Annotated in this window: 17 protein-coding genes; 6 read left to right on the top strand and 11 right to left on the bottom strand. The window is 67.1% G+C overall.

Annotated features, from left to right (window positions below; genetic code table 11):
- Window positions 1–9: 9 nt before the first annotated feature.
- From QZX62_RS00785 to QZX62_RS00765, 5 genes are all read right to left on the bottom strand, one after another.
- Entirely contained in the window at window positions 10–426 is a 417-nt protein-coding gene (locus QZX62_RS00785; RefSeq protein WP_294171458.1) for an EF-hand domain-containing protein, read from the bottom strand.
- 111 nt (window positions 427–537) lie between these two features.
- Window positions 538–1,110, bottom strand: a complete 573-nt coding sequence (locus QZX62_RS00780) for a hypothetical protein (protein ID WP_294171457.1) — start codon at window positions 1,108–1,110, stop codon at window positions 538–540.
- Between the two features lie 43 nt (window positions 1,111–1,153).
- Window positions 1,154–2,584: a pyruvate dehydrogenase complex E1 component subunit beta gene (locus tag QZX62_RS00775; RefSeq protein ID WP_294171456.1), complete on the bottom strand. Its 1,431-nt coding sequence runs from the start codon at window positions 2,582–2,584 to the stop codon at window positions 1,154–1,156.
- Window positions 2,584–3,639 (bottom strand): pyruvate dehydrogenase (acetyl-transferring) E1 component subunit alpha, encoded by a 1,056-nt coding sequence (gene pdhA, locus QZX62_RS00770; RefSeq protein ID WP_294171455.1) that lies wholly within the window; start codon window positions 3,637–3,639, stop codon window positions 2,584–2,586. Before pdhA ends, QZX62_RS00775 begins: the two co-directional genes overlap by 1 nt.
- Before the next feature lie 74 nt (window positions 3,640–3,713).
- Entirely contained in the window at window positions 3,714–4,031 is a 318-nt protein-coding gene (locus QZX62_RS00765) for a septum formation initiator family protein (protein WP_294171454.1), read from the bottom strand.
- 291 nt (window positions 4,032–4,322) lie between these two features.
- Here QZX62_RS00765 and QZX62_RS00760 point away from each other — a divergent pair, with 291 nt between their 5' ends.
- A complete protein-coding gene (locus tag QZX62_RS00760) occupies window positions 4,323–4,772 on the top strand; it encodes an Lrp/AsnC family transcriptional regulator (RefSeq protein ID WP_294171453.1) in 450 nt (149 codons plus the stop codon).
- A 6-nt stretch (window positions 4,773–4,778) separates the two neighbouring features.
- Here the strand turns inward: QZX62_RS00760 and QZX62_RS00755 are convergent, their stop codons facing one another.
- The 3 genes from QZX62_RS00755 to eno form a co-directional block, all read right to left on the bottom strand.
- Window positions 4,779–5,102, bottom strand: a complete 324-nt coding sequence (locus tag QZX62_RS00755; RefSeq protein ID WP_294171452.1) for a hypothetical protein — start codon at window positions 5,100–5,102, stop codon at window positions 4,779–4,781.
- Window positions 5,103–5,233: 131 nt separating this feature from the next.
- Window positions 5,234–5,662: a nuclear transport factor 2 family protein gene (locus QZX62_RS00750; RefSeq protein ID WP_294171451.1), complete on the bottom strand. Its 429-nt coding sequence runs from the start codon at window positions 5,660–5,662 to the stop codon at window positions 5,234–5,236.
- Between the two features lie 2 nt (window positions 5,663–5,664).
- On the bottom strand, window positions 5,665–6,951 hold the full coding sequence (gene eno, locus QZX62_RS00745) for a phosphopyruvate hydratase (RefSeq protein WP_294171450.1): 1,287 nt from the start codon (window positions 6,949–6,951) through the stop codon (window positions 5,665–5,667).
- A gap of 147 nt (window positions 6,952–7,098) precedes the next feature.
- Between eno and QZX62_RS00740 the strand changes: the two genes are divergently transcribed.
- The 5 genes from QZX62_RS00740 to QZX62_RS00720 all read left to right on the top strand — a co-directional run bounded on the left by QZX62_RS00740 (window position 7,099) and on the right by QZX62_RS00720 (window position 9,468).
- Window positions 7,099–7,872 (top strand): hypothetical protein, encoded by a 774-nt coding sequence (locus QZX62_RS00740; protein ID WP_294171449.1) that lies wholly within the window; start codon window positions 7,099–7,101, stop codon window positions 7,870–7,872.
- A 4-nt stretch (window positions 7,873–7,876) separates the two neighbouring features.
- Window positions 7,877–8,230 carry a phage holin family protein gene (locus QZX62_RS00735; protein ID WP_294171447.1) on the top strand — a complete coding sequence of 118 codons (354 nt, stop codon included), beginning with the start codon at window positions 7,877–7,879 and terminating at the stop codon, window positions 8,228–8,230.
- Window positions 8,227–8,580 (top strand): hypothetical protein, encoded by a 354-nt coding sequence (locus tag QZX62_RS00730; protein WP_294171445.1) that lies wholly within the window; start codon window positions 8,227–8,229, stop codon window positions 8,578–8,580. Before QZX62_RS00735 ends, QZX62_RS00730 begins: the two co-directional genes overlap by 4 nt.
- Entirely contained in the window at window positions 8,580–9,122 is a 543-nt protein-coding gene (locus QZX62_RS00725; RefSeq protein WP_294171444.1) for a hypothetical protein, read from the top strand. Before QZX62_RS00730 ends, QZX62_RS00725 begins: the two co-directional genes overlap by 1 nt.
- Window positions 9,123–9,243: 121 nt before the next feature.
- Window positions 9,244–9,468, top strand: coding sequence for a DUF4170 domain-containing protein (locus QZX62_RS00720; protein WP_294171442.1), 225 nt, complete (start codon window positions 9,244–9,246; stop codon window positions 9,466–9,468).
- Here the strand turns inward: QZX62_RS00720 and QZX62_RS00715 are convergent.
- From QZX62_RS00715 to carB, 3 genes are all read right to left on the bottom strand, one after another.
- Window positions 9,465–10,088 carry a rhomboid family intramembrane serine protease gene (locus tag QZX62_RS00715; protein WP_294171440.1) on the bottom strand — a complete coding sequence of 208 codons (624 nt, stop codon included), beginning with the start codon at window positions 10,086–10,088 and terminating at the stop codon, window positions 9,465–9,467. The genes QZX62_RS00720 and QZX62_RS00715 overlap by 4 nt on opposite strands.
- A gap of 1 nt (window position 10,089) precedes the next feature.
- The gene (greA, locus tag QZX62_RS00710; RefSeq protein ID WP_294171438.1) at window positions 10,090–10,563 is read right to left on the bottom strand and encodes a transcription elongation factor GreA; all 474 of its coding nucleotides are present in this window, start codon (window positions 10,561–10,563) and stop codon (window positions 10,090–10,092) included.
- Between the two features lie 87 nt (window positions 10,564–10,650).
- A complete protein-coding gene (gene carB, locus QZX62_RS00705; protein WP_294171437.1) occupies window positions 10,651–14,010 on the bottom strand; it encodes a carbamoyl-phosphate synthase large subunit in 3,360 nt (1,119 codons plus the stop codon).
- Between the last annotated feature and the right edge of the window lie 78 nt (window positions 14,011–14,088).

Raw genomic sequence — 14,088 nt, 5'->3', positions numbered from 1 at the left:
TCGAAGCCGCTAACCGCAGGCGCAGCTGGCTCTCCGCTTGGCGGGCTTGGGTGCCGTGGTCGCGAACTCCGGCCCGGTAAGCCAGCCTGAGCGGTCCTTGTCGGCACCCGCGAACTTGTCCACCGTGCGCGCTGCCCATTCCTCGAAGCTCAGCGCTCCGTTGCCGTTCTTGTCGAGCTTGGCGAAGGCCTTCTTGCGCGGTTCGAACAGCTCGTCGCGGGTGATCCGGCCATCGTCGTCCTTGTCGGCTCGGGCGAAGCGCTTTTCTTCGCGCGACTTGGGGCTGGCTTCCGGCGCGCGCCGGCGCGCGCTCGGGGGTGCTTGAAGCAAGGCGCCGCCAGCTTCCTCGGCTGCCATCGCTGGCGCGTCCGGCAGCGGCGCCTCCTGCGCCTTGCCCTGCCATAGAAGGAACGCTCCGGTCATCATCAGGAAGCGCGCCGCAACCCCGGCGAAAAACGCCTCATGGGAGCTCTCCAAAACGTCGTGAGATCCGGCGAAGCGCGTGATGGCTCCAAAGCCTTAACGAAGGGTGCTGCCTTACAGCTTTCCGGTCAGCCGATGCCGCAGGATCGCCAAGGCACGCTGCGGCGTCGCCTCGGGCTCCGGCGGCCATCCGCGGCGCCCGTCACGGCCGGCAAGGGCGGCCAGCATGGTAAGGGGGCGCAGCGGTCTCGGCACGTGGCCGGGCTGCATTGGCGCTTGGAGATACCGCGGCTCGCCTGTTCGTCGCGCTACGTCGGCCAGCGCCCAGGTCGCCCCGGCACGCGCGAGCACCGGGTCCGGCCGCCCCAGCAGATCGCCGGCCAAGGTGAACATGGCGCGGCCGTGTTCCTCGACCCTCGCCAGATCCTCGGTGTCGTCGATCAAGCTTAGCCAGCCGTCCTCGAGCTCGGCGAGGCGGCGCCCATGGAGGCCACGAGGCAGCAGCTCGGACGCAGCCGCCTGCAGCCGCGGTTCGGGCGGCGCTGGCGCAGCGTCGAGCTTCTCAAATGCCTCCCGCCACCACGCCAGCTTGATCGCGCCGAGCGCCGGCTGGCTCGCGGTGAGCGCCGCCTCCGCCATGGCGTCATCGACCCCGAGCAGCGCATCGAACGCGGGCCGCAGCTCCACCGGCCAATGCAGCCGGACAAGGTCGCGGTCGCGCTTCGGCGCTTTAGCGATAGCAGACTGCCTTGGCCGCCTTCACTACATCCTCGGCCTTGATCAGTGCCAGTTTCTCCAGATTGGCGGCATAGGGCAGCGGGACGTCCGCATCCGTCACCCGCATGACCGGCGCATCGAGGTCGTCGAAGCCTTCCTCCATGCAGATCGCCATGATCTCCGACGAGATAGAGCAGGTCGGCCAGCCTTCCTCGACCACCACCATTCGGTTGGTCTTGGCCAGCGAGGTCAGCACCGCCTGCCGGTCGAGCGGGCGCAGTGTGCGTAAGTCGATCACCTCCGCCGTGATCCCCTCGCCCGCCAGCGTGTCGGCGGCCTCCAGCGCCACGCCGACGCCGATCGAGTAGCTGACGATGGTGACGTCGCGCCCCTCGCGCATTACCCGAGCCTTGCCGATCGGCAGCACCCAATCGTCCACCTGCGGCACGTCGAACTGCTGCCCGTAGAGCAGCTCGTTCTCTAGGAACACGATTGGGTCCTCGGACCGGATCGCGGCCTTGAGCAGCCCCTTGGCGTCAGCAGCGTCATATGGCGCGATGACCACCAGCCCGGGCACGCTGGCGTACCACGGGCCGAAGTTCTGGCTATGCTGCGCCGCCACCCGGCTCGCAGCGCCGTTGGGCCCGCGGAACACGATTGGACAACGCATCTGCCCGCCCGACATGTAGTTCGTCTTGGCGGCCGAGTTGATGATGTGGTCGATCGCCTGCATGGCGAAGTTGAAGGTCATGAACTCGACGATCGGTCGAAGCCCGCCCATCGCCGCGCCCGAGCCCAGCCCGGCGAAGCCGTACTCGGTGATTGGCGTATCGACCACGCGCCTGGGCCCGAACTCGTCGAGCAGCCCCTGGGTAACCTTGTAGGCCCCCTGATACTGCGCGACCTCCTCGCCGATCACAAACACCCGCTCGTCGCGGCGCATCTCTTCGGCCATGGCGTCGCGTAAGGCCTCGCGTACCGTGACCTCCTGGGTCGCGGTGCCGGCAGGTACCTCCAGGTCGGTCCGAGTCTGAGCAGCGGCGGAAACCAGCTGCTGGGTTCCGGTCGCAGGCTGTTGCTGCTGTTTCGGCAGCTCGACGTGCGTAACCTGGGTCTGCTGGTCGGACGGCGTCGGCGGAACCGCTCTCTCGGGTGCCGCGGCAGAAGGCGCCGCCGACGCCGGTGCTGGCGCGGCACTTTGCCCTTCCCCGTTCATCACCGCGATCGCAGTGCCGACCTTCACCCCGTCCGTGCCCTCCGGCACCAGGATCTGGGAGATGGTCCCCTCGTCGACCGCCTCGAATTCCATGGTCGCCTTGTCGGTCTCGATCTCGGCCAGGATGTCGCCCGACTTGACGCTATCGCCTTCCTTGACCAGCCACTTGGCGAGCGTGCCCTCTTCCATGGTCGGCGACAGCGCCGGCATCTTCAGCTCGACCCCCATCAGTAGCGCTCCACCAGCACTTCGGTGGCCAGCTCGGCCGCCTCCGGCTCCGGGGCTTCCTCCGCGAACTTGGCCGCCTGCACCACGATCTCCTTGATCTCCTTGTCGATCGCCTTGAGCGCATCCTCGGCCACACCCAACGCCGCCAACTCCTTGCCAGCGCGATCGATCGGGTCCTGGTTCTCGCGGTAGTTCTGCACTTCCTCACGCGTGCGGTACTTGGCTGGATCGCTCATCGAATGGCCGCGGTAACGATAGGTCTTGAGCTCCAGGATAATCGGGCCCTTGCCCGACCGGGTCCACTCCAGCGCGACCGCCGCCGCTCCGCGCACCGCCAGCACGTCCATCCCGTCGACCTGGATACCCGGGATCTGGAAGCTCTCGCCGCGCTTGTAGAAGTCGGGCTCGGACGCCGAGCGCTCGACGCTGGTGCCCATGGCATAATGGTTGTTCTCGATGGCATAGATGACCGGCAGCTTCCACAGCTCGGCCATGTTGAAGCTCTCGTAGACCTGCCCTTGGTTGGCCGCGCCGTCGCCGAAGTAGCTGAGGCATACGCCGCCGTCGTCCGAATACTGATGCTTGAACGCCAGCCCGGTGCCCAGGCTGACCTGCGCGCCGACGATGCCGTGCCCGCCGTAGAAGCCATGCTCGACCGAAAACATGTGCATCGAGCCACCCTTGCCCTTGGAGATGCCGGCGGCCCGCCCCGTCAGCTCCGCCATGATCAGCTTGGGGTCGATGCCATAGGCCAGCATGTGACCGTGGTCGCGATAGCCGGTGATCACGCTGTCCTTGCCGACGGTCATCGCCGACTGCAGCCCGACCGCCACCGCCTCCTGCCCGATGTAGAGGTGGCAGAAGCCGCCGATCAGCCCCAGCCCGTAGAGCTGCCCCGCCCGCTCCTCGAAACGGCGGATCAGCAGCATCTGCTTGTACAGTTCGAGCAGTTCTTCCTTGCTCGCCTGGTATCGCTCAGGCTGCTGCGGGCGCTGGCGATTGGGCGTGAGCGGCACGGCGGCTGGAGCAGCTTGGGTCTTGGCGGAACGCGCCACGGTGGGCCTTTCGGATAGAGCTACGCGCGCGTCCTATATGAGCGCTAGCCGAGTCAGGGCAACCGTGCCGAGCCTCAATCCTCCAGCGGGACGATTACCTCGTCGGGGCGGATCAAGCCGAGGTCGCGGCGGACCAGCTCGTCGGCCATGTCGGGATCGGCCTTGCGCGGATCGAGCAGGGCCGAACGGTGCTTCAACTGGTCGCGCTGCACTTCCAGCCGCGCGAGCTCGCGCTTCCGCTGCTCCAGGTCGCGATGGTATCCACCGAGCGCCAGCAACCCATTGGGCCCGGCCACCGCATGCCCGCCGAAGGTGCCGATGATCACCAGCGCCAGCGCCGGCAGCGCCGCCCGCCGGATCAGCCCGAAACTCTTCTGTGTTGCCCGCCCCATAAAGACACAGAATCAGAAGGCGACAGCCTTGGCAAGGGCTTGGTTAAAGAGCGCGCAAATAAAAACGGCCCCGGCGGATCGCTCCACCGGGGCCAAGTTGTTCAAAAGGAGGGTGTCCACCCCGCAAATTGGAATAATCTTGCGTGCTCCGCCAGAACCTCGTTCCGGGGTGGACACCCTCTATTTAGCCGCGAGTTGCGGTGCAGCAAAGAGGACCAAGCAAATAACGTTGATCGTGCAAGCTCAATCGGCCAAGTGCAACATTCTTCCAATCCGGGGCAATTCGACGCTATGGACGATACCGACCGCAAGATCCTCCACCTGCTGCAGGAGGATGCCGACCAGCCGGTGGCCGAGGTGGCGGCGGCGGTTGGGCTCTCCCCCACGCCCTGCTGGCGCCGTATCCAGAAGCTCCGCGCCGCAGGCGTGATCCAGCGCACAGTCGCCCTGGTCGACCCGCAGGCAATCGGGCTCGGCCTCAACGTCTTCGTCGGCATCGAGGCGCGCGACCACAGCCCCGAGTGGCTGCGGCAGTTCACGGAAACGGTCGCAGCCATGGCGGAAGTGATGGCGATCTACCGCATGGCCGGCGAGACCGACTATCTCCTGCGCGTGGCCGTTCGCGACATGGCCGGGTTCGACGACTTTTACCGTCGCCTGATCGGCGCCGTCCCGCTCAAGAACGTGACCAGCAACTTCGCCATGGAGCGAGTCAAATACACCACCGCCTACCCGGTATGAGGCGGATCAGGCGCTGGCGCGTGCGTTCTGCTTGCCGATCACCTTGTCATAGGCGTGCAGCACCTTGTCGCAGGCCGAGCGGACGACGGCCTCGGTGCCAACCCCTTCCGCCGACGCCGCGACCGGGCCCAGGTTGAGCGGCCGCACTTCGACCGAGCAGCGCATTTCCGGCTGGTCCGTGCGGCTCGTCTTGGTGTGTCCCACATGCACCTCGATCGCACTTACCTTCTCGAGGATGCGGCCGAGCCGCTTCTCTACGATCCCCTCGACCAGCTCCGTCGGAGCCTCCCGCTCGTCCACCTGATTGTCCCGGTTCACCTGAATCAGCATGCGTCACTCCACAGTGCGGTATCGCCCCTTCAGAACGCGACTGCGCAGCTTCGTGTCCGGCGTTTTTTCACGAAAGCGGATCACCTCGGCGAACGCCGCGGCTGCCGCTGGGCCGCGGAAGTGGCGCTAGCTCAGCGCCAGAGCTGCAACGACTGGATCAGCCGGGGAACTTGCGGGCTTTCCTCAGGTCGCGAAAGGTGCCGTTCGGCCATGACCCACCTCCGGCGAACAGGGGACTTCTGCCAAAGGTCGGTGACCCAGAGCTGCCCGGACCAGTCCTCACCGTCGAGCGATGCAAGGATCTCCATCCTGGTCCCGAAAACGACGGTTGCACCCAGCGATCGCGAGTAGATGTCGCCGTAGCGGAAGCTGCTGCAGCGAAAGCGGCTTGTCGCTGCGTCCAACCAGCTGCGGGAGTCGAGCAGCACGCTTGGCTTGGATGCGACCACCAGTCGGAACTTGCTGGAAGTCAGCGACTTCAGCGTCTTCGCGTCCCCCGCGACCCACGCTCGCATCCACCGGTTCTCGAGCCCTTCGACGATGGTCAACGCATCAGCCATGGTCAGCCCGCATAAGCCTTCACCGCCGCCCGTCCGGCATACCGCGCCACATCCCCAAGCTCTTCTTCGATCCGTAGCAGTTGGTTGTACTTCGCGGTGCGATCACTCCTCGCCAGGCTGCCCGTCTTGATCTGCCCGCAGCCGAGCGCCACCGCCAGGTCGGCGATGGTCGAGTCCTCCGTCTCGCCCGAGCGGTGGCTCATGACCGCGGTATAGCCGCTGGTCTGCGCCAGCCGCACTGCATTGATCGTCTCGGTCAGCGTGCCGATCTGGTTGACCTTGACCAGGATCGAGTTGGCGATCCCGTCGGCGATGCCCTGCGCCAAGCGCCGCTCGTTGGTGACGAACAGGTCGTCGCCGACCAGCTGCACGCGCCCGCCCAGCCGCTCGGTCAAGGCCTTCCACCCGGCCATGTCGTCCTCGCCCATGCCGTCCTCGATCGAAGCGATCGGATAGTCGCGGGCAAGCTCCTCGAGGTAGGCCGCCATCTCGTCCGGTGAGAAGCTCGTGCCTTCCCCCGTCATCTCGTACTTGCCGTCTTTGAAAAATTCGGTCGCGGCGCAGTCGAGCGCGATTAGCACGTCGCGACCGAGCTTGTACCCCGCCGCTCCAGTCGCCTCACCGATGAAGTCCAGCGCCGCCCGCGCCGAGGCGATGTTCGGCGCGAACCCGCCCTCGTCCCCGACCGCCGTGGACAGCCCGGCATCGTGCAGCTTGGCCTTGAGCGCATGAAAGATCTCCGCCCCGCAGCGCAGCGCTTCGGAGAAGCTCTCCGCGCCGACCGGCATCACCATAAACTCCTGGAAGTCGATCGGATTGTCCGCGTGGGCGCCGCCGTTCAGGATGTTCATCATCGGCACCGGGAGCAGGCTCACCCCCACCCCGCCGACGTAGCGGTACAGCGGCAGCCCGCGCGCCTCCGCCGCAGCCCGCGCCACGGCCAGGCTGACCCCCAGGATCGCATTGGCGCCGAGCTTGCCTTTGTTCTCCGACCCGTCAAGTTCGATCATCTGAGCGTCGACCTCTTCCTGGCCCTCTGCCTCGTAGCCGAGGATGGCGTCCGCGATCGGTCCGTTCACCGCCTCAACCGCCTCGGTCACGCCCTTGCCGCCCCACCGCCCCTTGTCGCCGTCGCGCAATTCCACCGCTTCGTGCGCGCCGGTCGAAGCCCCTGACGGGACCGCCGCCCGACCTAGGCTCCCGTCCTCGAGCGTCACGTCCACCTCCACCGTGGGATTGCCGCGGCTGTCGAGGATCTGACGGGCGTGGATGTTCAGAATGGCAGTCATGGGCTTGAGGCACCTTTGCAAGGGTTCGCTTCGCCCGGCGCCTGTATCGGCGCATGGCCGATGCGGCAACATTCGGCACGGGGTCGGAACGTGCGCGGCGCTTTCGTGTTCTCCCTTGCAGAACGGTTAACCAACAGGAGGGCCATCATGGCTGACCCCAACAACAAGCTGCCGGAAGGCACGGATACGATCATCGGAGGCGCCGGCAGCGGCGGCGGTACGGGCGGCACCGGCCGCAGCGGCACTGCCGGCTCGGCCGCGACCACCTCGACCCAGACCAACGCCACGGGCGGGCAGACCCGCACCACCGACAGCAGCGATGCAACGGACGCGCTGATCACCGGCGCCGGCGCTGGCGGCACGACCGGCGCTGCGACCGCCGGCAACAGCGCTCTCGGCAGCAGCGGCACGGCCACTGGCGGAAGCGCCTCCATGGGCGGCACTGCGGGTGCGGGCAGCAGCGGCGGCAATAGTAGCGACAGCAGCGGCACTGGCGGCAAGAGCTCGGGTGTTCGCGGCCTCGTCTCCAATGCGGGCGGCAAGCTGCGCGATGAAAGCAAGAACAAGATTCACGGCCTGGCCAGCCAGGGCCTCGAGCGCGGCAGCTCCACGCTGACCAACATCGCCGGCATCGTCGACGACACGGTTCAGCAGATCGAAGAGCGGCTCGGGCCCCAGTATGGCGAGTACGCCCGCAAGGCGAGCCAGGCGATCAACGGCTATGCCACGACGCTGCAGAACAAAAACCCCGACGAGCTGGTGGACGATGCGCGCGCGCTGGTGCGCAAGAGCCCCACCGTCGCCCTGACGGGCGCCGCCGTGCTCGGCTTCGGCCTCGCACGCTTGCTCAAGATCGGATTGGAGGAGAGCCAATATGGCACCGGTAACCGTAACAACGACCGGACCGGCACCGCCGGGTGATCCGATGCTCTATCGCACGGAAACGGCGAATGGCGAGCAGCCAAGCGTAGGCGACCTGTTCCACCGCGTGGTGGAAGGCGGCAAGGCCTACGCCAAGGCCGAGGTCAACTACTACAAGACGATCGGGACCGAGCGCGGCAAGGCGCTCCTCAACCCGCTCATCCTCGGCGTCGCCGCGCTGCTGTTCGCGCTTGGGGCGTTCGGTGCGCTGTGCGCGACGCTGTTCGTGGCCTTGTCCGCGGTCATGAAGGACTGGCTCGCCGGTGTGCTGACGGTGCTGATCCTGGGCGCGATCGCCGGAGTCCTGGGCTATCTCGCTTATACCAAGGGCAAAGCGGCCGCTGGAGGCAAGGCATGAGCGAGATCCAGGTGCGCGAGGCCCGCGCCCGGGGCGAGGCGGATGCCGCCAAGGCTCGGCTGATGGGCGACGTCGACGAGCTCAAGGCGCGGCTCGCGCCGGGCAAGCTTGCCTCCGACGCGGTGCAGACCGCCAAGGACAAGAGCATCGTCGCCGCCGACGGCGCGGTGACTGCGGCCAAGCAGAAGCCGGGGGTGGCGGCAGGGATCGGCGCCGGCGTGTTGCTTCTGCTCGCCCGCAAGCCGCTGTTCCGGGCAGTCACCGGACTCTTCCGCCGCAAGAACGCGCGCGGAGACGATTACGAAAACACGGGCCGCCGCCGCGCGGCCTCTTCGGAAAGGTATCAGTAATGGCTAAGAGCAACAAATCGGCGACCCTGGACAGCGATCGTCTGGGCGGCGGCACGGACGATTTCGGCAGCACCGGCGGCAGCACCACCAGCAGCTACTCCGGCAGCAGCAGTAGCAGCACCGGCGCCCGGGCCCGCGCCTCGGGCGCCACTCAGAAGGCCTCGCAGCAGATCAACAACTCGCCGCTGATCGCGGTCGGAGCGGGTGCGGCGCTCGGCGCCGTGCTCGGTGCGGTGCTGCCTGCATCCCGCAAGGAAAAGGAACTGCTTGCGCCGCTCGGGACCAAGCTCACCACCGCCGGTACCGGGGCGGTGGATCGCGCTCGCGACATGAGCAAGCAGAAGTTCGACGAGATGGCCGGCGAAAAGTTCCGCGAGTTCCTTGGCATGGGCGGCGGCAGTTCGGGGAGCGGCGGCGGGTCGTCGGGGACGACCGACAGCAGCGGCGGCACCTCGGCTGGCGGCACCTCGGCTGGCGGCACCTCGGCTGGCGGCACCTCGACTGGCGGCACCTCGACTGGCGGCACCGGCTCGAACCTTTAACGCTCATCGCAAGCAGAACGGAGCGATCTAGCTTCTCCGAAGCCACTGGATCGCTTCGTTCCCGCTAACCACGCGATGACGGGTTGGGCGCCGCTCGACCCTATGCTAACGGCCTCGCCCCATGAGCAAGCTTCACCTCGTATTCGGCGGCCGCGTGCAGGACCCGCAGGGCCTGGACTTCGTCAATCTCAATGACATGCACATCGTCGGCTTGTTCGACAATTATGCGGACGCCGAGGACGCCTGGCGCGCCAACGCCCAGCGCACGGTGGACGATGCCGAGATGAAATATGTGGTCGTCCACCTGCATCGGCTGCTCGAGCCCGAGGTGGAGCGGAAGGCCTAGGCCTTCCGATACCGCCACAGCAGCAGCGGTCGCTGCAGCACCAGGCCAGTCAGGAACCCGCCCACATGCGCCGGCGTGGCGAGCATCAGGCCCTGCGCGCCGGCGGCATAGCCTACTGCCACTTGCAGCACGGTCCAGGCCAGCGCCAGCCAGACGATGTGCACGGCCCGGTTCACTGCCGGTGACGCCGACAGGCGCTTGGGCCGACCGAAGCTCAACGCGTAGGCGCCGAGCACCCCGCTGACAGCTCCGCTCGCTCCGATCACCGGAGCTACCCCGGACGGGTCGACGCTCAATTGTGCCAGCGCCGCGACGATCGCGCTCACCAGATACAGCGCCACCAGCGCCCCCGCCCCGAGCACGCGCTCGACCGCGACGCCGCAGACCAGCAGCATGAACATGTTAAAGAACAGGTGAAAGAAGCCGCCGTGGACCAGCGTGCAGCTGAACGGCGTCGAAATCGCGGGAAGCGCGCCCGGCAGGTCCAGCATTCCGGACAACCGCGCCGGGATGAAGCCCATCATCCCCGCCGCCGCATCGACCATGCCACCGGCGAGTAGCGCCAATGACACAACGCTCGTCAGCGCCGCGAGGACAAGGGTGGCGCTGCGAAGAGTCACCTCAAACGAACTCGATGCCTTCGATCTCGTAATAGCGATCGCCGGACGGGGTGGTCACTTCCACCTCCTCGCCGACCTGCCGGCCGATCAACGCGCGGCCGAGCGGCGAATTGTAGCTGATCCGGCCGACCTTGGCGTCCGCCTCCTGTTGGCCGACCAACTGATAGCGAATCTTCTTCTCATCTTCGTCGATCAGGCTGACGGTCGCACCGAACACCACCTTGTCGCCACTCAAAGTCGTCGGATCGATCACCAGCGCGCGGCTCAGCCGGTCCTCGATCTCCGCGATCGATGCCTCGACTTGGCCCTGGCGCTCCTTGGCGGCATGATATTCGGCATTCTCCGACAGGTCGCCGTGGGCACGCGCTTCCTCGATCGCGTCGACGATCTGCGGCCGCTCCAACTTGAGCCGCTTCAGCTCGTCCTCCAACTGGCGATAGCCCTCGGCCAGCATCGGCACCTTGTCGCTCGCCATGGTAGCCCCGTTCCTTTTCTTGTTCTGGTATCCGCCGCGCCGCGTCCGCCTGGGCCGGGAACGCTTCGCTTGGCTGGATGAAGGGAGTTATCTTTCGAGGGCGGAATAATAGGACTGCAAGGAGCGGACTTCAAGCGAGCGCCCCCGCATTGCACCGATCGCGCGGGCCACCGCCTGGCTGGCGGCGACCGTTGTAAAATAGGGCACCTTGCGGTTCAATGCGGTGGCCCGGATCGACTGGCTGTCCTTCAGCGACTGCCAGCCCTCGGTGGTGTTGAAGATGATGTCCACCTCGCCGTCGACGATCCGGTCGACGATGTGCGGGCGGCCCTGCGCCACCTTGTTGACCCGTTCGACCGGCAGCCCGCAGTTTCTCAGATGATCGCACGTCCCGCCGGTGGCGATGACCGAGAAGCCAAGGTCGATCATCTCCTGCACTGCGGGCACGACCAGTTCCTTGTCGCTGTTCTTGACCGACACGAACAGCGTCCCGCCCTGCGGCAGCCTGACCCCGGCGCCGAGCTGCGACTTGGCGAAGGCGACGTCGAAATCGCCAGCGATCCCCATGACTTCGCCGGTGCTCTTCATCTCCGGTCCAAGCACCGGGTCGGTGCCGGGGAAGCGGGCGAATGGGAACACCGGCGCCTTGACCGCGATGTGGCCGCGGATCTCCGGCAGTGCGGCGAGTTCCGCCAGCTTGCCGCCGACCATCAGCTTGGCCGCCACCTTAGCGATCGGTGCCCCGAGCGCCTTGGCGGTAAAGGGCACCGTACGGCTTGCGCGGGGGTTGACCTCGATCAGGTATACCAGCTCATCCTTGACCGCGAACTGCACGTTCATCAGCCCGCGGACCTTCAGCGCCAGCGCCAGTTCGCGCGTCTGCCGCTCGATCTCGGCCACGATCTCGGGCGAGAGGCTGTGCGGCGGAATGGAGCAGGCGCTGTCGCCCGAGTGAACCCCCGCCTCCTCGATATGCTCCAGCACGCCGGCGACCACCACCTCGGTGCCGTCGCACAGCGCATCGACGTCGACCTCGATCGCGTCGCGCAGATAGCGGTCGATCAGCACCGGGCTCGACCCCGACACCGCCACCGCGGTCGCGATATAGTTGTCGAGCTGCGCGGGCCCGTCGACCACCTCCATCGCCCGCCCGCCGAGCACGTAGGACGGCCGCAGCAGCACCGGATAGCCGATCCGCTCGGCCACCGTGAGCGCCTCGTCGCGGCTGCGGGCGATGCCGTTCTCCGGCTGCTTGAGCCGCAGGCGCGACACGAGCGCCGCGAACCGCTCCCGGTCCTCCGCCAGGTCGATGCTGTCGGGCGAGGTCCCCAGGATCGGCACGCCCGCGGCCTGCAGCTCGGCGGCCAGCTTGAGCGGCGTCTGCCCGCCCAGCTGAACGATCACGCCCAGCAGCTGCCCCCGCGCCTGCTCCCGCCGCACGATCTCCAGCACGTCCTCGGCCGTCAGCGGCTCGAAATACAGCCGGTCCGACGTGTCCGGATCGGTTGACACCGTTTCCGGATTGCAGTTGACCATGATGGTCTCGAGCCCGGCGTCGCGCAGCGCGAAGGCAGCGTGGCAGCAGCAGTAATCGAACTCGATCCCCTGCCCGATCCGATTCGGACCGCCACCCAGGATGATGACCTTGCGCCGATCGCTGACCTCCGCCTCGTCCTCCGGCTCGCCGAACAGCGGCGCCTCGTACGTCGAGTAGAGATAGGGCGTCGCCGCGTCGAACTCGGCCGCGCAGCTGTCGATCCGCTTGTAGACCGGATGCACGCCAAGCCGCTCGCGCAGCCGCCGCACCTCGTCAGCGGTGACCCCGCCCGACATCGCCCGCATGGCGTCATGGACGATGCCGCCGCCGCTCGCCGCCACCGCCTCGCTCATGCCGCGCGGCGCGCCGATCGAGCGCAGCGACAATTGCGCCAGCCGCCAATCCGAGAAACCCATCCCCTTCAAGCGCCGGAGCCCGGCCGTATCGTTCGGCAGTCCGAGCGCCCGCACCTGCCCCTCGGCCCGGACGATCTCCGCCAGCCGCTCCAGGAACCAGGAATCGAAACCGGCGATGGCGTTGATCCGCTCCACCGTGAAACCATGCCGCAGCGCCTCGGCCGCGACCAGCAGCCGGTCGGGGGTCGGCACACTCAACTCCGCCTCGATCTGCTCGTCCGACGCCAGCTCCAGGTCGCGCACCCGGTCGAGTCCGGACAGCCCGGTCTCCAGCCCCCGCAGCGCCTTTTGCAGGCTTTCGGGGAAGGAGCGCCCGATCGCCATCACCTCGCCCACCGACTTCATCGCGGTCGACAGCGTCCCCGCCGCGCCCTTGAACTTCTCAAAGGTGAAGCGCGGGATTTTGGTGACGACATAGTCGATCGTCGGCTCGAAGCTGGCCGGGGTCGCGCCGCCGGTGATGTCGTTGGCGATCTCGTCCAGCGTGTAGCCGACCGCCAGCTTGGCCGCGACCTTGGCGATTGGGAAGCCGGTCGCCTTGCTCGCCAGCGCCGAGGATCGCGACACCCGCGGGTTCATCTCGATCACCAGCATCCGCCCGGTCTTCGGATCGACTGCGAACTGGACGTTGGAACCCCCTGTTTCCACACCAATTTCGCGCAGCACCGCGATGGAGGCCGAGCGCATCCGCTGATATTCCTTGTCGGTCAGCGTCAGCGCCGGGGCGACGGTGATCGAATCCCCCGTATGCACCCCCATCGGGTCGACGTTCTCGATCGAGCAGATGATGATCGCATTGTCGGCCCGGTCGCGGACCACCTCCATCTCATACTCCTTCCAGCCGACCACGCTTTCGTCGATCAGCACCTCGGTCGTGGGTGAGGCTTCGAGGCCCGACCGGACGATCGCCGCATATTCGTCGCGGTTGTAGGCGATGCCCCCGCCGGTCCCGCCCAGCGTGAAGCTCGGGCGGATCACTGCCGGCAGGCCAACGGTGTCGAGCGCCGCCATCGCTTCCTCGACCGAATGAACGATAGCGGATTTGGGCGACTCCAGCCCGATGCGGTCCATGGCGTCGCGGAACTTCTGCCGGTCCTCCGCCTTCTCGATCGCCGCCGCATTGGCGCCGATCAGCTCCACCCCGAGCCGCTCCAGCGTTCCATCCTTGTCGAGCGCCAGCGCCGTGTTCAGCGCCGTCTGCCCGCCCATGGTCGGCAGCAGCGCATCCGGTCGCTCCGCCTCGATGATCCGCGTCACCGCCTCGGGCGTGATCGGCTCGATATAGGTCGCGCCGTCTTGGCTCCCGCCAAGCACCAGCTCGGGGTCGGTCATAATCGTCGCCGGGTTGGAGTTGACCACGATGACCCGGTAGCCCTCCTCGCGCAGCGCCTTGACCGCCTGGCTGCCCGAGTAATCGAACTCCGCTGCCTGCCCGATGACGATCGGACCCGCGCCGATGATGAGGATGGAGGAGATGTCGGTGCGGCGGGGCATCAGGGTTCCGGAAACTTGATGGAGCTAATGAACACGGCGTTGAGGTCGTTGGCACGCGCCCAGCGGGTCACGCAGCTG

Source organism: uncultured Sphingomonas sp., assembly GCF_902806265.1.
Taxonomy (GTDB): domain Bacteria; phylum Pseudomonadota; class Alphaproteobacteria; order Sphingomonadales; family Sphingomonadaceae; genus Sphingomicrobium.
Note: the sequence above shows the minus strand (reverse complement) of the source record. Positions and strands in the feature narration are given on the sequence as shown.